Here is a 21,636-nt window from a genome sequence, read left to right on the forward strand (position 1 = left end):
ACCCAAAGAAAGGCGGTGGCCAGATTCAACAGAGCAGTTGGCTCAATCAGCTGTTAGCTGGGCAGGCTTTAGGCGGGCAGCCAGCAGCGCACCTGATAGCCGCCGCCCGGCGCGGGCCCGGCCGCACAGCGCCCGCCCAGCGCCGCAGCCCGGGTGTGCATGTTGCGCAGGCCCCGCCCGCCCGGCCGCAGCGTCGCAGTGGGCGCCTGCCCGTCGTCGTGCAGCGTCAGCTGCAGCCCGTTGTTTTCCGGGGCCAGCGTGGCCTGCACCAGCGTGGCCCCGGCCGCGTGCTTCACCACGTTGTGCAGCGCCTCGCGGAAAATCAGCGTCAGCGCGTGCCGCGGGCCGGCCGGCAGCAGCCGCTCGGCCAGCCCCGGCGCCAGCGGCGTGAAGAGCAGGCTCAGCTCGTGGGGCGAGAGCGACTCGTGGGCCTGCTCGCGCAACTGCTGCACCAGTTCGCCCACGGGCGCCGGCGCGGCGGCGGCCGGCCCCTGGTCGAGGTCGCGTAGCACGTCGCCCAGGTGCTGGGCCGCCTGCTGGCTCGTGTGCCCCAGCCGCTGCAGCCGCGCCAGCAGCTGCGCCGGGGTGAAGACGTTTTCGCGCAGCAGACTGCTTTCCACCGCCAGCTGCGTCAGCAAAGGCCCCAGGTCGTCGTGCAGGTCGGCGGCCAGGCGGTGGCGCAGGGCCGCCTCGCGGGCTTTCTGGCGGCGCCGGTAGCCCAGCACGATGCCCCCCAGTAACAGGCTCGCTGCCAGCGCCCCGCCCGTACCCAGCAGCCGCGTGCGCGTGGCCCGCCGCTCGGCTTCCAGCGCCTGAATCAGCCGGTCCTTTTCCAGCCCCGCAATGCGCGCTTCCTGCCCTTTGCGGTCGAAGCGGGCCTGGGCGGTGGCCACGGCCGCCACCCGCTCGTGGGTAAGGAGGGTGTCGCGCAGGGTGGCGTAGCGGCTGAGCGTGTCGTAGGCGCCGGGGCGGTGCAGGGCGGCCAGGGCGTCGGCCTGCAGGCGTAAGGATTTGGCCAGGCTAGCCTGGTCGGACCAGGCGCGGGCGGCGCGGGCGGCCTGCCGGGTGTAGGGCAGCGCCAGGGCGGGCTGGTGCTGGTCGAGGGCCAGCTTGGCGAGGTGGCGCAGGGCCTCGGCCTCCAGGTCGGTGAGCTGGGCGGCGCGGGCCACCTGCACCGCCCGCAGCCAGTTCTGGCGGGCCGAGTCGGGCTGGTGCTGGGCCAGCTGCACGGCGCCCAGATGGGCGTAGTAGAGCCCTTCCATGTTGGGGGCGGGCTGCAGGCGCAGCAGCTCGGGCATGGGGCGCAGGGCCTGCCGGGCCAGGGCCGGCTGGCCCTGCAGCAGGTGGTAGTTGGCCAGGTTGGCAGCTACCAGCAGCTCGCCGCTCACGTAGCGGGGGCGGCAGGCGGCGTAGGCCTGCCGGGCCTTGGCGTAGTACGCCACGAAGGCCGGCGCATTGTGCAACTCATTGGCCACGTTGCCCAGGCCGATGTAGGCCCGGCCCACCATGATGGTATCGGACAGGCGCCGGCCCAGGCGCAGGGCCTGCTCGAAGGCCTGCTGGGCGGCCGTGATGTCGGTGGCATAAAACTCCACCGCCCCCAGAATGGACCAGGCGCGGGCCGCCCCCCAGTCGAAGCCCCGCCGCTGGGCCAGGCGCAGGGCCTGCCGGGCGTAAAGGCGGCTGCTGTCCTGCTGGCTGCTTAGGTACAAGGTACTGAAACGGAGCAGGTACTTCACCCGGGTGGTATCGGGCAGGCCGGGGCGGGCCAGGCGGGCGCGCAGCGAGTCGGGCCGCATGGGCACGGCGGGCATGCGCTCGGGGGGCGGCGAGCTTTGGGCGGGAGCCGCCAGCGACAACACGCTCAGCAACAGAAACAGGAAGCAACGGCGCACGGCGGGTGGTTGAGAGAGGTCCGCAAATATAACCCGGCCCGGCCCCAGCCACCAGCCGCTGCGGGCTAGCTGGGCAGCCAGCAGCGCACCTGGTAGCCGCCGCCTGGCGCGGGCCCGGCTTCGCAGCGCCCGCCGAGGGCTTCGGCGCGGGTACGCATGTTGCGCAAACCCCGGCCCCCGGGGCGCAGGGTGTCGGCGGGTGCCTGCCCGTCATCGCGCAGCGTGAGGCGCAGGCCGTCGGTTTCGGCTTCCAGCGTGGCCTGCACCAGGGTAGCGCCGGCGGCGTGCTTGACCACATTGTGCAGGGCTTCGCGGAAGATGAGCGCCAGCGCGTGCCGCGTGACGGCCGGCAGCAGCCGCTCGGCCAACGCCGGCGCCAGCGGCGTGAACAGCAAACTCAGCTCGTGGGGCGAGAGCGACTCGTGGGCCTGCTCGCGCAGCTGCGCCACCAGTTCGCCCACGGGCGCGGGCGCGGCGGCGGCCGGCCCCTGGTCGAGGTCGCGCAGCACGTCGCCCAGGTGCTGGGCCGCCTGCTGGCTCGTGTGCCCCAGCCGCTGCAGCCGCGCCAGCAGCTGCTCGGGCGTGAAGACAGTTTCGCGCAGCAGCGAGCTTTCTACCGCCAGCTGCGTCAGCAAAGGCCCCAGGTCGTCGTGCAGGTCGGCCGCCAGCTGGTGGCGAAGCGCCGCCTCGCGGGCCTTCTGCTGGCGGCGGTAGCCCAGCACGATGCCGCCCAGCAGCAGGCTGGCCGCCAGCGCCCCGCCCGTGCCCAACAGCCGCGTGCGCGTGGCCCGACGCTCGGCCTCCAGCGCCTGGATGCGGCGGTCCTTTTCCAGCCCCGCGATGCGCGCCTCCTGGCCGGCCCGGTCGAAGCGGGCCTGGGCCGTCACCACGGCTTCGGCCCGCTGCCGGGCCAGGCTGCTGTCGTAGAGCACCAGGTAGCGGCGCAGCGTGGCGTAGGCCTCGGGCCGGCGCAGGCCGGCCAGGGCGTCGGCCTGCTGTTTCAGGGCGTCGGCCTGCTGCTGGGGGTCGCCCCGGTCGCGAAACAAGGTTTCGGCCAGCCGGGCCTGGCGCAGGGCGGCGGCGTAGTCGGCCCGGCGCAGGGCCAGCCCGGCCAGCTCCTGCCGCGATTCGGCTTCGGGGCTGGGGTCGTGGGTGGCGCGGGCTACGCGCACGGCCTCCTCAAAGGCCAGGGCCGCCGAATCGTACAGCTGGCTTTGTTTATACACCAGGCCCTGCTGCATCCGGTAGGCGGCCGGGTGCCGGGCCTGGGGCAGCTGGCGCAGCAGGGCCAGGGCCTGCCGCACCAGCCGCCGGGCCTGGGGCAGCGAGTCGCGGTCGAGGGCATTGTAGGCGCGGTTGCCCAGCACGGCCAGCTGGCCCTGGCGGCTGGGGGGGCGCTGGGCGGCGTAGGCCTGCTGGGCCTGCCGGAAGTAGCGCTCGGCCCCGGCGTAGTTGTTGAGGTCGCGGGCCACGTTGCCCTGGCCCATGTAGGCGGCCGCCACCATTTCGGGCCGGGCGGCCCGCCGGGCAGCCCACAGCAGCAGGGTGTAGGCGCGCTGGGCGGCCGGGTAGTCCGACGAATAGTAGTACACCGTTGCCGCATAGTTGAGGCCGTACACCAGCGCTTTGCCCTGCCCCCGGCGCCAGGCCAGGGCCACGGCCGACTCCGACAAGCTGCGGGCGCTGTCGAGGTTGGTGTTGATGTGGCGCAGGGCTTCGTCGATGAAGTAGTTGAGCCGCACCGTGTCGGCCGTGGGCGGCCGCACGACCCACACGCGCTGCGAATCGGGGTTGAGCAAGCCCGCCGGCAACCGGGCGGGGTGCTGCGCCCGCAGGCCGGCGGGTAGCAGCCAAAGCAGCAGGAGCACGACAAAACGTGGCATTAGCACCGGGAAAAGTATGGATTGGGCCGGCAAGTTCGACAAGAAATGCCAACTCATCGGTATACTCCCCTACTCCAAAATGGCCTGACGGGCAAGCCTGCGCCACAATAAATCCAGCGGGCCTGTCACGTACCTTGGCCCCATGAATGCGCCACTCCTCCCCTCACTTGCCAGCCGCCGCCGCCGGGGGCTGCGGCTGGCCCTGCTAGCCGGGCTGGCGGCGGCCGCCGGCTGCGAGCCGGCCGCCACCACCCGGCAGACGCCAACCGTGGCCCCCGCGCCCCCGGCGCCTCCCCAGCTGCCAACGCCCCCCGAGCTGCCCACCGCCGCCCAGCTCGGCTACCGCCGCTACGAAGGCACGGTGGATGGCCGCCCGGTGCTGGCCGAAATCAACCTGTGGCTGGAAGAAAACGTGTACATTAAGGAGCAGTGGTATCCGACGCCGAAGTTCAGCGGCTACTTCTACTACCGCGCCACGGGCGAAACCGGCACGCTGGGCGAGGCCCACACCTTCCCGCCCGCGCAGACGCTGGAAACCTGGCACTCCGCGATAGTAGGGCAGTACTACGAACGCATTGCCGTGCTCTGCGCCGACCAGCCGCCCGGCGGGCCGCTGCTCAGTGGCTGGTGCCGCCAGCCCGGCCAGCGGCGGTGGCTGCCGGTGCGCCTGCACGAAAGCTACACCGACGGCGTGCGCTATGAAATCCTGCGCGAGGAAAGCGACACCGGCGACGGGCGGGACGACGCGCCTGCCACGGGGCGGGTATCCCGGGATTACCTTCACCTGCTCGGGCCCGACACGCTGCGGCCCGCCCGGGCCCGGCTGCAATGCCCGCCCCCCGCCGCCCGGCAGCGGGCCTGCCAGCGGCTGCTGGCCCACATCGGCGAGTTAAACACCGACGAGGAATCCCTCGACGTGACCCTCAACGAGGCCGAGCTGCTGGCCTGCACGGTCTTCTGGATAAAGGAGTCGGGGCCGCGCTACTACATTCAAAGCGCCTACCGCCGGCTCTACGACCTGCGCAGCGGCCGCGAGCTGCGTCTGCTGGACCAGCTGCGGCCCGGCGGCCGGCGCCAATTGCAGGAGCTGCTCACGCGCCGGGCGCTGGCCGACACCGCCTACGCCCGCCACCGCGACCACTGGCGGCACGGCCCGCTGCTGGCGCTGCCCAACGAGGGCTTCGAGCTGACGCCGCAAGGCTGGACGGCGTGCTACGGGGACCCAACGCCGGAAGACAGCTACGGCTACGGCCGCGAGCTGACCTGGGCCGAGGTGGGCCCGCTGCTGCGCCCGGGCAGCCCGCTCCAGCGCCTGCTGCGGGTGCGGGGGCTGTAGGCGGCCACCGGCGGCACAGCTACCGGATAACCCGGATGGTGTGGTTGCCATATTCGGCCACGTACACCGTGCCCGCCGCGTCCACGGCCACACTATAGGGCATGAAGAAGCGGGCCTTCTTTCCCTGGCCATCCACCCAGCCCAGGTCGCCCGCCGCCCCGGCCAGCGTAGTTACCACCCCGGCGGGAGTTATTTTGCGGATGGTGTAGTTGTCCGGTTCTGCCACGTATACCGTGCCCGCCGCGGTCACGGCCACGCCCAGGGGGTTGTTGAAGCGGGCCGCCGCGCCCGCGCCATCGGCACTGCCATGCTCATCGGCCGAACCCGCCAGCGTGCTCACCACCCCGGCGGCCGTGATTTTGCGGATAGTGTGGTTATCCGAGTCACTCACGTACAGGGTGCCCGCCGCATCCATGGCCACGCCGTAAGGGCGGTAGAAACGGGCGGCCGCGCCCACGCCGTCGGCGCTGCCGGGCTCACCGGCCGAACCCGCCAGGGTGCTCACTACCCCGGCGGGCGTAATCCTGCGGATGGTGTGGTTGTAGCAGTCGGCCACGTACACAGTGCCCGCCGCATCCACGGCCACACCAGTGGGGTGGTTGAAACGCACCACCGTGCCGGTGCCATCGACGCTGCCCTTGTAACGGACCGTACCCGCCAGGGTCGTCACCTCCCCCCGCCGCCGTGATTTTGCGGATGCTGTTGTTGTAGCTATCGGCCACGTACAGGGTACCCGTCGCGTCCACCGCCACGGCGGTCGGATTGTGAAAGCTGGCGGCGGCCCCGACACCGTCGGTACGGCCGATTCGGCCCGGTGCGCCCGCTTGGTTGTCCGACGCCCCGGCCAGGGAGCTCACCACGCCTGCCCGGGTGATTTTGCGGATGGCCTGGTTTTGCGAGTCGCACACGTACACCGTGCCCGCCGCGTCCACGGCCACCCCGGCGGGGCCGTTGAAGCGGGCGGCCGGGCCCGGGCCGTCAAAATAGGAGGCGTCGCCGGCCTTACCCGCCAGCGTGCTTACCTGCCCCCGGTTGGCGGGCACCCTGCCCGGCTGGGCACGAGCGCGAGGGGCCGCTAACAGCGCCAGCAGCACCAGCCAAAGATGGCAGGTCAGACGGAGGCAGACAGTCATCAGTGCCAGGAAGTTTGACCGGAGCGCACGACTCCGGCCAGCCGGGCAAAGGTACGACGCCGCGCCAGGCTACCGCCGCGCCGGCCCCTCCCCGGCTGCCCCCTTGGGCATTCTGCGGCCCAGCTACTACATTTAGGCGCGCTTTGCCAGTGAGGCGCCTACCCCCATCTTATGGAAGACCTGCCTCCCCCCTCCGCCGACTCCCTGCTGCCGGGCACGCCCGAGGCGCGGGCCGCCTACATCAAAGAAGCCCAGACCAAGCGCGACCTCAACGCCCTGGCGCGCCTGTTTGAGGCCGAGCTGCTGGCGCAGCCGGCCTTTGCCGAGGCCATGACGCCGTACTTCGCCCAAAGCCCGCCGCTCGTGGCCCGCATGTACGCCAACGCCAAGGCCGCCGCTTACATCAAAGGCCCCATGCTGCTGAAGCATACCGGCGCGCGCTTCGTGGAGCTGCGCGAGGCGGCGGCCCACGACCTGTGGGAGATTCAGCAGAAGAAGCTGTTTGACCTGCAGTGCCGCTGGCGGGCCGAGCAACTCACGCTGCCCGGCGTGCGCCACACCGAGGAGTTCCGGCAGTGGGAGAAGTACATTGAGCACTGCCCGTGGCTGCCGCCCATCACGGCCGACGAGGTGGCCCTGTACGAGGATTACCTGCGCTCCGACGCCTACGAGCCCAGCCGCAACTGGGCGTGGCAGGACTACGACACCTTCCGGCGGGCCGCCGAAGGCGACGAGGAAGGCCCGGACGACGACGACCACAACGAGGACGAGGCCGACGACGGCTACGAAGCGGCCGAGACCCGGGCCCGCCGCACCCTGCCGGCGTGGTACCGCTACCACGACGCGGCCACCGGCGCGGGCTCGCTGCTGGCTCTGCCCGACGTGCGCGGCGAGAAGGAAGCGTACTACATCGGCCTCACCGAAGCCGACAAAGCCGAGAAGCTGGCCGCCCAGCGCGCCCGCGGCGATATGGCCGCCAGCCTGCCGTGGCACCCGTTTATCATGGGCAAGGAGCGCCGGTATTTCCAGCAGTTTGAAGACCCCGCTGAGCTGCCGCGCCTGCTGCGCTGGTACGATGCCGAGCGCGCCGACTGGCGCCGCCGCAACGGCTACCTCTACGAGGCCACCCACTGGATAGAGCGCGCCCTGGAAAGCCAGACAGCGCCGTGGCCCATCGCCGCCCACGCCGACTGGCGGCAGGCGGTGATAGCCGCCGGCATGCGGGCCTGGGGGCACCAGCTGGCCGAGGTGCTGGCCGAGGTGTGGCAGGAGCAGGAACAAAGCCGGGCGCTGGGCCTGCCCGTCACGGGCCCCAGGGTGTACGGCGACCGCCAGCCGTTCGAGGAGCTGGACTGGGCCGAGGAAGAAACCTACCAGCCCAAGTTTATCCTGCGCGGCCGCGAGCTGGCCGGCGAGCCGCGCGACTTCAACTTCTGACCGGGCCGCCGGCACCTGGCGACCGGCGGCTTCTTCCGTGGGCAAGGCCCCGCGCTGGCGCCGCCCTGAGCTACTTGCGCGCCGGCCCGCCGGCCTCCAGGGCCCGCAGCCGGGCCTCGAAGGCCTTGGTGGCCGCCGCCGCCTGGGCCTCGGCCGTGGCCACGCGGGCCTTGAGGGCGTCGTTCTCGGCCTTCAGCTCCTTCATGGCCTGAATGAAGAGGGGCGTGAGGGCGGCGTAGTTCACCATGTAGTGGCCGTCCTGCTGGCTCACGGCTTCGGGCAGCACCTGCTCCACCTCCTGGGCCAGCACCCCGGCGGCGCGCTGGGCTTTCTGGCCCTTCTCCGCCTCGTTGGGCAGCAGGTTGAAGGCGTAAGTGTAGCCGCTCAGGGCGGTGAGCTTGCGCAGGCCGTCGGCAATGGGCGTGATGTCGTGCTTGGCCTTGGCATCCGACACCTGGAAGTACTGGCCGCTACCGTCGATACGGGCCTTCAGGGCGCCATTGTCGTACGCGGTGCCGCCGCCGTTGAAGCCGTCCTCGTCGAGGAACTTGACCAAGTCGTTGTCGCCGGGACTGTAGATGGCGGCGTATTCGCCGTTGGCCCAGAAGCCGCCCTCCTCATTCTCGTTGTTGCTGAGGTGCACCCCGCTGCTCCCCCCGTCGAACTGGTCGGCGACGCTCTGCGGGGTGGTGGCCCGGCGCAGGCGGTTGGCGGGGTTCTGGGTGCGCAGCTCGCCGCCGATGCTCACCGTGCCGCCGGCCAGCTCAAACTCGCCGGTAGTGGCCCCGTTGGTCGACAGGTACACGTTGCCGCTGGTGGTGTAGAGGCCCACGTGGTTGTTGGCGCTGAGGGTGGGGAAGCCGCGCTGCAGGCCGTGGCCGGTGTTGCCCAGCACCAGGCCGCCGCCGGTGTTGGCCGCGGTGCCCACCACAATGCGGGCCGAGCCATCGGCCGAGCGCACGTCCAGCTTCTGGGTGGGCGTGTTGGTGCCCACGCCCACGTTGCCCGCCACCAGGCCGTTGCCGGTGATGCGGAAGGAAGCGGCCTGGTTGGTGGCGCTCTGGTTTTCGATGAAGTCGAGGCCGCTGGGCAGCGGGTACGAGGCAAAGGAGCCGTCGTTGTTCACGGCCACGGTGCGCGGCGGCGCGGGCGGGCCAAAGGCCTGCAGGGTGTTGCCCCCGTTGTTGATGACGTAGGCCGTGGGGCCGCTGGCCGCCACCAGGTAAGGCTGGCTGCCGGTGGTTACGATGCCGAGCGACACCGGCGCGGCCGGGTCGGTCACGTCGAAGGTTTGCAGGGTGTTGCTGCTGCGGTTCACCACGTAGGCGCGGGTGCCGCTCACGGCCACGCCGTGGGGCTGGCCGCCGGTGGGCCGGGTGGCCAGCAGCACCGGCGCCGCCGGGTTGCTCACGTCGAAGGTCTGGAAGGTGTTGGCGTTGTAGTTCACCACGTACACCGTGGTGCCGCTCACGGCCACGTTGAGGCTGGCGGTGCCGGTGGCCACGCTGCCCTGCAGCACCGGCGCGGCCGGGTTAGCGGCATTGAATACCTGGAGCAGGTTGGCATAGCCGGTCACGTACACCGTGGTGCCGCTCACGGCCACGCTGTAGGGGGTGTTGGCCGTGGCCACGGTACCCACCAGCACCGGGGCGGCAGGCGTGGCCACGTCAAACACCTGCAGGCTGTTGCTGGCGTTGTTCACCACGTACACCCTGGTGCCGCTCACGGCCAGGCTGATGGGGGCATTGGCGGTGGCCGCGCTGCCGAGCAGGGCCGGGGCGGCCGGGTTGCTCACGTCAAACACCTGCAGGGTGCGGCTGGTCTGGTTCACCACGTAGGCCGTGGTGCCGCTCACCACCACGTTGAAGGGCAGCACATCGGTGGCCACGCTGCCGAGCAGGGTCATGGCCGTGGGGTTGCTCACGTCGAACAGCTGCAGGGTATTGGCGCCCCCCACCACGTAGGCCGTGGTGCCGCTCACGGTGAGGCCCAGCGGGCCGGTGGCCGTGGCAATGGTGCCGCTGGCCACGTTGGCGCCGCCGGGGGTGGCGGTGTACACGGGCGGGCTCACGCTCAGGGTGCCGTCGGGCAGCACCACGGGCAGGCGGGTATCGTTGCCGGCCAGGGTGCGGATGCGCGCGTTGCCGTTCACGTCGAGGGCGGTGCTGGGGGTGGTGGTGCCGATGCCGACGCGGGGGCTGTTGAGGGCGTTTTCAATCGTCAGCACGTGGATGTTGCCCGTGCCGGGGGCCGTGCTGCCGGTGGGCGAAGAGCTGCTGTTGAGGTAGAAGTCGAGGGAGTTGCCGCCGCCCGAGGCGGGGCTGACGCTGTGCCGCGAGCGCACGAAGTGGCGCAGGCCCACCCCGCGCCAGCTAAAGGCCAGCGCCACGGGGTCGTTCGTGCCGTTGCTCTCGGCCCCGCCCTGGATTTCGAGCTTGGCCGCCGGGGCGGCGCTGCCGCCCAGGCCCACCCGGCTGGCCGGATTGGTGGGGAAGAGGCTGGTGCCGCTCTGCGTCCATTGCGCGTCCTGGAAGGCCACGCTGCCGTTGGCCTGCTGGGTGAGCACCTGCCCGGCCACGCCCGCCACCGCCGGCAGGGCGTAGCTGCCGGGGCTGGCCTGCCCGAAGCGCACGTTGGGCGTGGTATTGCTGGGGCTGTTGGTCACGCCGCTGGTGGTAGTCAGCAGCGCGCAACCGGCGTCGTTGGCTTTAGCCAGGGTCCGGACGCCCTGGTAGCTGGCGGGAGTGTAGAGGCCGAGGTCGTCGGAGATGGCCGCCGTATTGTCGAAGCAGGTTTCGATGACCAGGTTGCTCGTGCCGTCCCACACGAAGGGCGTGCTGAAGGGGTGCGTGTTCCAGCCCGGCACGGTCGTCACGGGGCCCGTAAACACCGTGCTGGTGGCCAGCATGGCCCCGGTGGCGGTGGTGGCCGTGGTGTGGCCCACCTTGATGGTGAAGTTCGGGAAGGGCAGCGTGGAGTTTTTCACGGCCACGAAGAAAGCCAGCGAGTTGATGGGGCCGGCCACCAGCCCGGCAGCCGTCAGGTCGGCGGCGCGGTACAGGAACTGGTGGCGGGCATCGGTGGCGGAGCCCTGGTAGAGCGCGGCGGTGCTGCCGCCGGTGCCCACCGTCACCAGGCCGGTGCCCACCGGGCCGGGGCCCACCTGCAGGCCGGTGGCGGGGTCGTAGCTCAGGCCCGCCGAATCGGTGAGGCGCAGCCACTTCGGGGTGGTGGCATCGCCGGCGTTGTAGTAAAAGCCCGCCGGGGCGCCGGTCTGAAACACCAGCAGGCCCGTGGCGGGCGTAGCCAGCGCGGCGGCCGAGGCCACGCGGGGCAGCAGCGCGCCCTTGGTGGAGCTCACAATGTCGAGGGCCGCCGAGGCATCGGGCGCGGTGGTGCCGATGCCGACGCCGGTTTGGGCCAGCGCGCCGAAGGGCAGGGCCAGCAGGAAAGCCAGCCCCAGGGGGCGGCCAATGCGGAAAGGTGTTATCATAGCAAGCGGGTTTCCGCGGCGGGTTGCATGGGGCGCCGCGGCGCTGCAAAGCACGGCGCCCCGGCCACGCGGCGCAATGACGCAAATGCGTCATTTTTCCTTCTGCCGGGTGGCCGTTGCGTTTCTTTGCAGCAGCACCACCATCCGTCCTTTCCCATGCCTCCTCCCCCACCCGCCACCGTGGCCCAGTGCCGCCAGCAGCTGCTCGACCGTCTCAAGAGCGGGGCCTACGCCCTTTTCTCGGCCGATAAGGAGGGCTCGCGCACGCTGTGCTACTTCCGGGGCACCTTTCTGCGGGCGGCCGTGGGCGACGAGGGCACCAGCCTGCTGCGCCTGCCCACCGACGAGCACCTGCTGGGCCACGTGTGGCAGCTGGCCGGCCCGCTGCTGGAGCTGGTGGAAGGTCGCCCCCAGTGGCGCTACGACCTCACGCCCGCCGAAGAGCTGGCGCAGTGGCAGCAGCAGCTGGCGCGCCTGCAGCCCTTCAGCCCGGGGCAGCAGCAGTTTGTGGCCCGGGTGCTGGCGGAGTTTGCCAGCCTGGCCGGCAGCCCCGGCTAGCATGGTCACTACGTGCGCAACCATGCCTACCACGTGCCCACCCGTGCCCACCACGTGCGCAACCATGCCCACCACGTGCCCACCCGTGCGCACCATGTGCGCAACCGTGCCCACCACGTGCCGACGGCTTTCCACCACGTGGTGAGCACGGGTACACAAAAAATGGCCACGCCGCTTGCACGACGTGGCCACCATTTAAACGAGCCCAACTGCCCCCTACTGCACCCGCACCCAGGCGCTGCCGCCCCAGATGTACATCACGCCGTGCGTGCCGGCCTGGCCGGCGGCGGCCAGCACCACGGCGGCGGTGTTGTCGGTGTTGGTGCCCTCAATGGTGAGCGTGCTCTCGGTGGCGGTGTTGAGGATGGTGAACTGCTGCCCGAGCACCTGGCCACCGGTAGCGGCATCGGGCAGGCGCAGGCCGGCCACGTAGTTGCCGGTGCCGGGCGTGGTGCGGTAGATGCTGAAGGCCACGTCGGCGGCGCCGAGCAGCACCGTGGCGGCGGGCGGCGGGCCGGTGGGCAGGGTACGCACGGCCAGGCGCAGGTTGCCGTTCACGTCGAGCTTGGTGGCGGGGGCGCTGGTGCCGATGCCCACGTTGGCGTTGTTGCCCAGCACCACGGAGTTGCTGGCCGTCACCACGGCATCGGCCCCGATGGCGGTGGTGTTGCTGAGGTTGGTGCTGCCGCTGGCCGGGCCGCTGTTGGTGCCCAGGGCGGTGTTGCGGTTGCCGGTGGTGTTATACTGCCCACTCAGGGTGCCATAGAACGCGTTGCTGCTGCCGCTGGTGGTGCCCAGGCCGCTCTGCACGCCCGTAAACACGTTCTGGTTGCCGCCGTCGTTGTAGTAGCCGCTCTGCGCCCCGCTAAAGGTGTTGTTGCTGCCGGTGGTGTTGCTCAGGCCGCTCTGCAGGCCGGTGAAGGTGTTGGTGCTGCCGCTGGTATTGTAGAACCCTGCCTGGTAGCCCGCAAACACGTTCTGGCGGCCGGTGGTGTTGTTGGGGCCCGCCTGGTAGCCCACGAACTGGTTGAGGGTGCCCTGCTGGGGGGTGGTGCCGGTGTTGGGCGTGTTGTTGATGCCCGCCTGATACCCCAGGAAGATGCCGTTGCCGGTGATGTTCTGGCCCAGGTTCAGCCCGCCCTTGTCCGTGATGCCCACCCCGATGCCGCTGATGCTGGCGCCGGTGCCGGTGAGGGCGTTGGCGCCCAGGTTCAGGGCCTGGGTGGCGGTGTGGTTGCCGAGGTTGTCGCCGGCGCCGCTGCCGCTGGGCAGCGTCACGCTGTTGCCCCCGCTGATGCTCAGGGTCGAGCCCGTGATGGTCAGGGTCTGGGCGTCGGTATTGGTTGGGATGGCCTGGGTGGCCAGATTGCCGCTGGCGTCGGCCGTCACCATGCGGGCGCCGGTGCCGCCCAGGCTTTCGAGGCGCACGTTGGGGGTGCCGGCGGTGCCGGCCACGTGCAGGCGCACGGCCGGGGCGGTGGTGCCCAGGCCCACGTTGCCGCTGCCATCTACGATGAGGTCGGTGGTGAGGGTGGTGCCGCTGCTCACGTCGGTGAGGCTCGTGCGGTTGCTGCGGCCAATCTCAAAGTCCTGCCCGGCCACGCGCCAGATGCCGGCCTCGCGGTTGGCGTACTTCATCAGGCCCACGCGCCGGCTGCCGCCCGCGTCCACGATGAGGCCGCTGTTCTCGGCGTTGGTATACACGCTGCCGGCCACTTCCAGCTTCTCCCCGGGCGCGCTGCTGCCGATGCCCACGCTGCCGCTGACGGTGGCGCTGCCCGCCACGTCGAGCTTCTGCGCCGGCGTGGTGGTGCCGATGCCCACGTTGCCGGTGCTGCCGTTGGTGCCGCCGGTGTGCAGCACAATATTGCCGTTGCTCTTGCCGTCCAGGGTCAGGGTGCTGGTGGCGTTGCTGCCGGTCTTGCGGATGCCGTCGTACGTCAGGCTCACGCCCTGCGTCTCGTTCAGGGGCTGGAAAGTGGCGATGGGGTTGGTGCTGTTGTCGGCGGCCTGCACAGCCAGGCGGCTGGCGGGGCTGCTCGTGCCGATGCCCAGGCTGCCGCTCACGGTGGCGCTGCCGGCCACGTCGAGCTTCTGCGCGGGGCTGGCGGTGCCGATGCCCACGTTGCCGCTGGTGGTGGCGCGCAGCACGTTCACGCCAGTGGTGCCGTCGAAGGACTCCAGGAAGAAGCCGTCGGCGCTGCCGCGCTGGTCCACGCCCAGGCGCCAGCGGTTCTTGCTGGTGCTGTAGCGGGTTTCGCCGCTGGCATTGCTGCCATTAAAGCCCAGGAAGCTGAAGCCGCTGTCGCCGCCGGTCAGGGTCTGGAGCACGATGTTGCCGCTGATGGCCGTGCCGTCGGCCACGCCGTTGGTGATGCGCAGGCCCACCTCGGCATTGGTGGCGGGCTGCACCGTGAGCTTGGCGCTGGGGCTGGTGCCCGTGCCGATGCCCACGTTGCCGGTGCCGGCTAGGTTGAGGTTGAAGCCGGCGGCGTTGAGGGTGGTATTCTTGGTGAGCGTGCCGCCCAGGGCAATGTCGGAGCCGGTTTTGGTGAGGCCGTTGCTGGCCGTCACGGTGCCGCCCCCGGCGGCGGTGGTCTGGGTGGTGCCGTCGGGGAAGGTGAGGCCGTTGCCGGTGCCGGTCACTTTAATATTGCCCAGCACTTCCAGCTTCTGGCTGGGAGTGCTGGTGGTGCCGATGCCCACGTTGCCGGTGCTGCCCACGGCCAGGCCGGTGCTGCCGCCATTGCCCACCAGCAGGTTGGGACCCAGGTTGAGGTTTTGGGTGGCGGTGTGGTTGCCCAGGTTGTCGCCGGGGCCAGCGGGGAGGTTCACGATGTTGCTGCCGTCCAGGACCGGGGCGGCGAGGCCCCGGCTGGGGGTGAGGGTGATGCTGCCGGCCCCGGCCTGATAGGAGGCTGTCATCACCACGTCGTCGCTGCCAGTGGGCGTCACCCAGCTCGAACCGCCGCCCCCACCCGCCAAGCCACTGCCCCCGCCGCCGCCGTAGTAGCCGCCGCCGCCGCCGCCGCTGCTGGTTCCTATGGCGTTGCCCCCCTGCCCCAGCGTGCCGCCCGTGCTGCCACCCGCCGTTTGCGTAGCGCCCTGGCCTGGCGTGGAATTGACAAAAGCGCCGCCGCTGGCCCCGTTGGGGGCGCCGCCCCCGCCGCCGTTGGTGTAGTAGCCGCTGCCCCCACCCCCGGCGGCCACCAGCAGGCGCTCGGCCAGGCTGGTGCTGGGCGCCGTGGCCGAGCGGCGCACATCGCTGGCGCCCCCCCCGCCCCCGGACACGAAGCCCGTGCCGCTATCGGTACCGGTGCCGCCGCCGTTGTAGCCGCCCGCCGTAGTAGCTCCGGTCCCACCCACGTACACGGTCAACACCTCGCCCGGCGTCACCGCCAGCGTGGCCTGCACCCGCGCCCCCCGGCCCACGTTGTTGGTGGTGTTGCTGCTCCCCCCGGCGGCCCCGGCCGCGTCCACGGTCAGGGCCGTCACGTTGTTGGGCACGGTGTAGGTATACTGCCCCGGGACGTTGAAGTTCGCGGCCGCCCCCAGGTTGGCCGGCTGGCTGCCGCCTATTAATTCCTCCCAACGACTGCCGTTCCAGGTGTTGAGCTTGCTGGTGGTCGTATTATAGATGGTGAGGCCCGCCGCCGTACTGGCCGGGTTGATGGCGTTGCGCTGGGCCAGGGTCATGCGCGGGGGCAGCAGGCCCTTGCTGGTGCTGCTCACGTCGAGCGCGGCCGAGGCATTGGGGGTGGTGGTGCCGATGCCCACGCCCGGCCCCTGGGCCAGGGCGCCGAAGGGCAGCGTGAGCAGGAAGGCCGCGCCGAGGCGGCGGGCAAGGAGGAGAGATGCTGTCATAGCAGAGTAGTTGCCGCCGCGGGTTGCATGGGGCGCGGCGACGCCACAAAGCACGGTGCCCCGGCCACGCGGCGCAATGACACAAATGCGTCATTTTTTCCGGCCCCGCCCCACGCGCCGACGCCCCCAACGGGAGCAGCCGGGTGCGGCCCCCACCTACTGCACGATGCGCGTGACGGCCGCCGACCACTGCAGCGGGGCCGTGTCGTTCCAGGGGGCGCACTGCACGCAGTAGGCCACCTCGGCATCGAGCCCGCCGATGACGACGCTGGCCAGGCGGCTGATTTCGGTGCGGTAGCAGAAGCCCTTGGCGAGCTGCTCGGCGGGCATGTCGCGGGGGCGCACGCGCCAGAGGTAGCCGTACATGCCGGGCTGCTGGTCGCAGCTGGCTTCCAGGGTCAGGGGGGCCTGGCCATCCACGAGGCGCACGTTGGTGGCGGGCTGGCTCAGGGGGCGGGGGCTGGTTTCGCCTTTGGTGAGCTCCCAGCCGGCGCTTTCCCAGAGGTCGGGGCGGGCGGGGGTGGTGGCGCCGGCGTAGTCGGCGTTGCTGGTCAGCAGGGCCTCAAAGTCGGCCCGGGCGCGGTCGCGCACCTTGGCCGCGCCCAGCACCCGCGTGCTCACCTGCCCGATGGCGGTGGTCAGGGTTTGCAGGCTTTCCTTGAACGCCTCCTCCGTGACGGGGGGCTTGGAATAGGCCGGGTTGTTGTAGAATTTGCCCAGCAGCCGGGTGCCCAGGTCAGTCACGAACTTGTCAGGCTTGTTCGTCCAGTTGTAGGCAATGTATTGAATCCGTTCCATACGGTGAGAAAAGGGGGTAAAGGTGAGAAGATGAGGCAAGCAACCCACTTGCCCGCGAGCAAATGTAGGCAATGCGCAGCTATTTGACAATACCCGACTGCTACGGGCCTTGAAGAGGGAAATACGGCCGTTCGGCGCAGGAGCACAGTGGCTCTGTAACTGCCCACCCGTGCCCACATGGTTCGCACCCGTGCCCACGTGGTTCGCACCCGTGCCCACGTGGTTCGCAACCGTGCTCACGTGGTTCGCAACCGTGCTGACGTGCTGCCCACCCGTGCTCACGTGCTGCCCACCCATGCCCACGTGCTGCCCATCCGTGCCCACGTGCTGCCCATCCGTGCCCACGTGCTGCCCACCCATGCCCACGTGCTGCCCACCCATGCCCACGTGCTGCCCACCCATGCCCACGTGCTGCCCACCCGTGCCCACCACGTGCCCGTCCCGGCCCTTAACGACAACAGCCGTGCCCCCGACGGGAGCACGGCTGCTGGCCTGGGGGCGACGAAGGCGGCCGGGCCGGGGCGTCTAGTTGGCGTTGCCGGCGCGGAACACCGTCCAGCTCACGCCATCTGAGATGATGGTGACGGACTTGCTGCTGCCGCCCGCGTAGAGCGTGTAGGTAGCGGCGCCGGTGCTCCCTTCGTCGGCCGCATCGAAGAACACGTTGCCGCCGCCCTCCACTCCCAGGTAGGCCGGGCGCGAGGGGTAAGTGGCGCCGTTGGCACTGCTGGTCACGTTGCGCACGTAGTACACGCGGCCGGGGCAGCTGGCGGGGGCCGGCAGCAGGTAGTAGTCGCTGCCGGCGGTGGGGGCCAGGGTGAGGTAGCTGGCGGCGTAGCTGCTGAAGCGCGTGCCCGCGCCGCTGCCCGCCAGGTTGCGGGCCACGCCCACGGCCACCGTGCCGGCCACCTGCAGGGTGCTGCTGGGGGCGGTGGTGCCCACGCCCACGTTCCCACTGTTGCTAATGCTGAGGCGCTTGCCGAAGCCGGTGTAGAAGTCGAGGCCGTACTGGTTGGGGTTGCCGGCGCTGCGGGCCGAGCCCAGGCCCTCGCCCGTGCCGCTGCCGCCAAACACCAGGTCGGGGGCGGTGCCGGTGTTGGTGCCGGCCACGCCCACGCTCACCGTGCCGTCGTTGCCGATGGTAAGGCGCTTTACGCTGCTGGTGTAGAAGTCGAGGCCGAGCTGGTTGGGGCTGCCCGCAGCCCGCGCCGAGCCGATGCCCTCGCCATAGCCCGCGCCGCCAAAGGAGAGGTCGGGGCCGGTGCCGGCGTTGGTGCCGGCCAGGCCCAGGCTCACGTTGCCGGCACCCGTCCAGCGCAGGGCCGGGCTGATGGTGGTGCCGTCGGTGGTGGCGCCCAGCGCGCCGCCGCTGTAGCCATACAGCAGGGGGCCGTCGTAGGTGGCGCTGTAGGTCAGGGCGTGGTTGTTGTCGTTGGCGGTGCGCAGGCGCAGCATATTGTTGTTCAGCGTCAGGGGCTGGGTGGCGGTGTGGTTGCCCAGGTTGTCGCCCAGGGTGCTGGCGGCGGCGCTGCCCAGGGTGCCGTCGGCAGCGGTGGTCACCACGCCGGCCGTGGTCAGCCCCCGCAGACGGGCGCCGCCGTCCACGTCGAGCATAGCCGTGGGGGCGGTGGTGCCGATGCCCACGCTACCGTCGTTGGTGATGGCGACACGGTTGAGGCCACCGGCGAAGAAGTCGAGGCCATTTTGGTTGCCGCCGCTGGTGCGCTTGCTGGCAATAAACTCGCTGCTGCCGCCCGAGGCCCCGAAGAACAGGCCGGTGGCGCTGTTGCCAGTGCCGTCGTTGGTGCCGTTGGCATCCACGCGCAAGGTGCCGCGCACCACGGCGGCCCCGTTCACATCGAGCCGCTGGGCGGGCGTCGTGGTGCCGATGCCCACGCGTTGGCTGGTGCCCAGCACAATGGTGTTGCTTTGGGTGGGTCGGGCGGCGGTGCCCAATGCCACGGTGTTGGTCAGGCCATCCACGTTGGGGCCGGCGTTTTGGCCCACGGCCACGTTGCTACCACCCGTGACGTTGGCCTGCCCCGCGCTGATGCCCACAAACACGTTGTTGTTGCCGCTGGTGTTCTGGTCGCCGGCACTGCTGCCCACAAACACGTTGCCGCCCCCGCCCACGTTACTCACCCCGCTCCGTTGGCCCACAAACGCGTTGTTGCTCCCGGTGGTCGTGCCCTGGCCGCTGCGATAGCCACTAAACACGTTGTCATTGCCCGAGGTCAGGAACTGGCCGCTGCTGTTGCCCATGAAGGTATTGCCGCTGCCGCCGCCGCTGGCCGCGCCGCTGTTCACGCCCAGGTACACGTTGCTGCTGCTGTTGGTGCTGCCCGCCCCCGCCCGGTAGCCCAGGTAGATGCTGTTGCCGGCCGTGTTCTGGCCCAGGTTGAGGCCGCCGTCGGCCCGCACGCCCACACCCACGGCCGTGCCCACGCTGGCGCCGGTGCCGGTGAGGGCCTGGCCTTGCAGGTTCAGGGCCTGGGTGGCGGTGTGGTTGCCGAGGTTGTCGCCGGCGCGGGCCTTGTCGGGGATAAACACCCAGACCGCCCCGGTGTGGTAGTAGAAGCCGGCGCGGGGGCTGGTCTGGTACACCAGGAGGCCGGCGGGCGGCGCGGCAATGGCCACGCGGGTGGCCGAGTCCATGCGCGGGATGAGCAAGCCCTTGCCCGTGGCCGTGATGTCGAGGGCGGCGGCAGCATCGGGCGTGGCGGTGCCCACGCCCACGCTCTGGGCCCGGGCCATAGCAGGCAGCAGGCCAGCCAGCAGCGCTGGCAGCAGTAAACGGTGTTTCATAGGCTAAAGGTCGGGCTTTTTTTGCGTTTGGCAAGCCCCCGGCCGCCGGGCCGGGCGGCCGGGCGGCCCGCGCCTGTACCCCGCAGGCACCCGGCTGCGCTAGGCTAGCATCAACATGCGATACCGCCGCATAGCCCCCGCGCCGACCTTTGTACCCGTATTCACTTCCCTACTCCCCCTGTTCACATGAAACACCTCTTCTTATGCCTGCTGGCCGCCCTGCTGCTGGGCGCCGGCCCCGCCTGGGCCCTCACCCCCCTGAGTAACGTGGTAGTGACCAACGGTCAAACCACCACCTTCACCGGCGCCGCCGTGGCGGCCGATAACAACTACTATTCGTACATCGAAATCCAGAGCGGCGGCACGGGCGTGTTCAACGACGCCGAGTACGTGAGCCAGCTGCTGGTACGCACTGGCGGCACCCTCGTGTTTGGCAGCTTGGGCCAGGTGCGCACGCCCGGCGTCACGGCCTCCGAGCCGCCGACGCCCAGCATCACGCTGGAGCCGGGTGCTGCTGTGCAGCTGGCCACGCCGGCCGGCCTGCCCTTTGCGCAAGGGGACTATTTTACCAATAGCTCTGGTGGAAACATACCCAGCACTGCCTATACCCTCACCCTCAGCCCGGACGCGCGCTACACCTTCAATGGCACCACGGCCCAGACCACGGCCGCGCCCGCGCCCCGGCCCTCGGGCGGCACGGCGGCTGCTTCGGCCAATGGCGTGGCTCTGCCCGCCACGGTGGGCCGCCTCACCCTCAGCAACAGTGCCGGCCTCACGCTGGTCAACAGCACCGGCGTCAGCCAGGAGCTGCACCTCACCAATGGGCAGCTTACCCTGGGCTCGGGTGCCACGCTCACGCTGCTGAGCAGCGCCGCCGGCACGGCCCTGGCCGAAAACCAGGGCGGCGGCACCCTCCTCGGCCCCCTCACCGTGCAGCGGTACATCGATGGCAGCCGCAACGCCGGCGTGGGCTACCGCCACCTCAGCGCCCCCCTGGGCGGCACCACCGTGGCCAGCTTCGCCAACGGCAGCTTCACGCCCCGCGTGAACCCGGCCTACAACACCAACCCGGCCGCCGTGCCGGCCGCCAGCTTCCCCACTGTCTTCTCCTACCGCGAGGCCCGGGTGGGCGGCGCCGTGGGCCCGGTGGGCTTCGACCAGGGTTGGGAGTCGCCCAACGCCCTCAGCGACTTCCTGTCGCTGGGCCTGGGCTACACCGTGCACACGCCGGCCGGCGGCACCATGAGCTTCACGGGCTCGCTGGCCACGGCCACCATCAACCGCACCGGCCTGGGCCACACCGCCGCCGGGGGCTACCACCTGCTGGGCAACCCCTACCCCGCCCCCCTCGACTGGGACCTGACGGCCGCCGCCACTACCGGCATGAACCGCACGCTGTACGTCTTCAAGAGCACCGGCCCCTACACCGGCTTCTACACCACCTACCTGCCCAGTGCCCCCACCGGCGCCAACACCGGCAGCCGCACCGTGCCCGTGGGCCAGGGCTTCTTCGTGTATAACCCCACCCTGGGCACCACCGGGCAGGTGAGCTTCCTGCCCAGCCAGGCCTACACCAGCGTCGATGCTGCCGCCGCCCCCGCCGTGCAGCGCTCCACCGCCGACCTGCGCCCCTACCTGCGCCTCACCCTGCACGATGCCGCCGCCACCCAGCAGCACGAAACCCTGGTGTACTTCGACCCCGCCGCCACCGCCGGCCTCGACAACGACTTCGACAGCCCCTTCCTGCCCGGCCCCGGCCAGCCCCTGAGCCTCAGCACCGAGCTGGCCGGCCAGCAATACAGCACCAACGGCCTGCCCGCCCTCGGCACTACCGATGTGACCGTGCCCCTGCGCCTGAGCGCCACCGCCGCCGGCCTCTACCAGCTGCAGGTGGCCGCCCTGGCCCACCTGCCCGCCGGCACCCGCGCCTACCTGCTCGATGCCACCGCCGGCACCCGCCAGGAGCTTACGGCCACCAGCACCATCGGCGTGGCCCTGCCCGCCGGCCAGCCGGTAGCCGGCCGCTACAGCCTGCTGTTCAGCAGCGCCGCCGCGCCCCTGGCCAGCGCTCCCGCCGCCCTGGCCGCCCTGGCCAGCCTCTACCCCAACCCCGCCAGCGGCACCGCTACCCTGCGCCTGCCCGCCGCCCTGCGCGCCGGCCAGCCCACCACCGTGCGCGTGCTCGACGCCCTGGGCCGCGTGGTAGCCACCGCCACCCAGCCCGCCGCTGCCGCCGAGTTCACCCTGCCCCTCACGGGCCTGGCCCCCGGCACCTACACCGTGCAGGCCCAGGCCGCCGGCGGCACCGTGGCGCGCCGCCTCACGGTGCAGTAGCCGCCCCGGCCGCCGCTGCCCCCTTGCATCAGCCGCCCCCTGCCCCGGGGGCGGCTTTTTGCGGCCCCTGCCCCCCAGCAAAACAGCCGTGCCCCCCCCC

The 21,636-nt window shown here is 71.0% G+C and carries 11 protein-coding genes and 1 pseudogene; 4 read left to right on the forward strand and 8 right to left on the reverse strand.

Annotated elements, in window-relative coordinates; all coding sequences use genetic code 11:
- Window positions 1–68: 68 nt before the first annotated feature.
- Both Q5H93_RS03650 and Q5H93_RS03655 read right to left on the reverse strand, forming a co-directional pair.
- A complete protein-coding gene (locus Q5H93_RS03650) occupies window positions 69–1,895 on the reverse strand; it encodes a histidine kinase (RefSeq protein WP_305005128.1) in 1,827 nt (608 codons plus the stop codon).
- Between the two features lie 65 nt (window positions 1,896–1,960).
- The gene (locus Q5H93_RS03655) at window positions 1,961–3,778 is read right to left on the reverse strand and encodes an ATP-binding protein (protein WP_305005129.1); all 1,818 of its coding nucleotides are present in this window, start codon (window positions 3,776–3,778) and stop codon (window positions 1,961–1,963) included.
- 142 nt (window positions 3,779–3,920) lie between these two features.
- On the opposite strand from Q5H93_RS03655, the gene Q5H93_RS03660 reads away from it, so the two are divergent.
- Entirely contained in the window at window positions 3,921–5,114 is a 1,194-nt protein-coding gene (locus tag Q5H93_RS03660) for a hypothetical protein (protein ID WP_305005130.1), read from the forward strand.
- Window positions 5,115–5,133: 19 nt separating this feature from the next.
- On the opposite strand, the gene Q5H93_RS03665 is transcribed toward Q5H93_RS03660, so the two are convergent.
- Both Q5H93_RS03665 and Q5H93_RS24125 read right to left on the reverse strand, forming a co-directional pair.
- Window positions 5,134–5,784 carry an NHL repeat-containing protein gene (locus Q5H93_RS03665; RefSeq protein ID WP_305005131.1) on the reverse strand — a complete coding sequence of 217 codons (651 nt, stop codon included), beginning with the start codon at window positions 5,782–5,784 and terminating at the stop codon, window positions 5,134–5,136.
- Window positions 5,785–5,815: 31 nt separating this feature from the next.
- A pseudogene (locus Q5H93_RS24125) lies at window positions 5,816–6,247 on the reverse strand (hypothetical protein); the annotation flags it as partial.
- 171 nt (window positions 6,248–6,418) lie between these two features.
- On the opposite strand from Q5H93_RS24125, the gene Q5H93_RS03670 reads away from it, so the two are divergent.
- A complete protein-coding gene (locus tag Q5H93_RS03670; protein ID WP_305005132.1) occupies window positions 6,419–7,684 on the forward strand; it encodes a hypothetical protein in 1,266 nt (421 codons plus the stop codon).
- A gap of 70 nt (window positions 7,685–7,754) precedes the next feature.
- Here Q5H93_RS03670 and Q5H93_RS03675 read toward each other — a convergent pair whose 3' ends face one another.
- Window positions 7,755–11,177, reverse strand: a complete 3,423-nt coding sequence (locus Q5H93_RS03675) for a phage tail-like protein (RefSeq protein ID WP_305005133.1) — start codon at window positions 11,175–11,177, stop codon at window positions 7,755–7,757.
- A gap of 156 nt (window positions 11,178–11,333) precedes the next feature.
- Here Q5H93_RS03675 and Q5H93_RS03680 point away from each other — a divergent pair, with 156 nt between their 5' ends.
- A complete protein-coding gene (locus Q5H93_RS03680) occupies window positions 11,334–11,735 on the forward strand; it encodes a hypothetical protein (protein ID WP_305005134.1) in 402 nt (133 codons plus the stop codon).
- A 216-nt stretch (window positions 11,736–11,951) separates the two neighbouring features.
- Here the strand turns inward: Q5H93_RS03680 and Q5H93_RS03685 are convergent, their stop codons facing one another.
- The 3 genes from Q5H93_RS03685 to Q5H93_RS03695 form a co-directional block, all read right to left on the reverse strand.
- The gene (locus Q5H93_RS03685; RefSeq protein ID WP_305005135.1) at window positions 11,952–15,599 is read right to left on the reverse strand and encodes a beta strand repeat-containing protein; all 3,648 of its coding nucleotides are present in this window, start codon (window positions 15,597–15,599) and stop codon (window positions 11,952–11,954) included.
- Between the two features lie 156 nt (window positions 15,600–15,755).
- Complete coding sequence (locus Q5H93_RS03690; protein ID WP_305005136.1) at window positions 15,756–16,397, reverse strand: hypothetical protein; 642 nt, start codon at window positions 16,395–16,397, stop codon at window positions 15,756–15,758.
- 525 nt (window positions 16,398–16,922) lie between these two features.
- Entirely contained in the window at window positions 16,923–19,202 is a 2,280-nt protein-coding gene (locus Q5H93_RS03695) for a beta strand repeat-containing protein (protein WP_305005137.1), read from the reverse strand.
- Between the two features lie 186 nt (window positions 19,203–19,388).
- On the opposite strand from Q5H93_RS03695, the gene Q5H93_RS03700 reads away from it, so the two are divergent.
- The gene (locus Q5H93_RS03700) at window positions 19,389–21,536 is read left to right on the forward strand and encodes a DUF8693 domain-containing protein (protein ID WP_305005138.1); all 2,148 of its coding nucleotides are present in this window, start codon (window positions 19,389–19,391) and stop codon (window positions 21,534–21,536) included.
- Window positions 21,537–21,636 lie beyond the last annotated feature (100 nt).

Origin of the sequence: Hymenobacter aranciens (assembly GCF_030580865.1) — a bacterium.
GTDB classification, from domain to species: domain Bacteria; phylum Bacteroidota; class Bacteroidia; order Cytophagales; family Hymenobacteraceae; genus Hymenobacter; species Hymenobacter aranciens.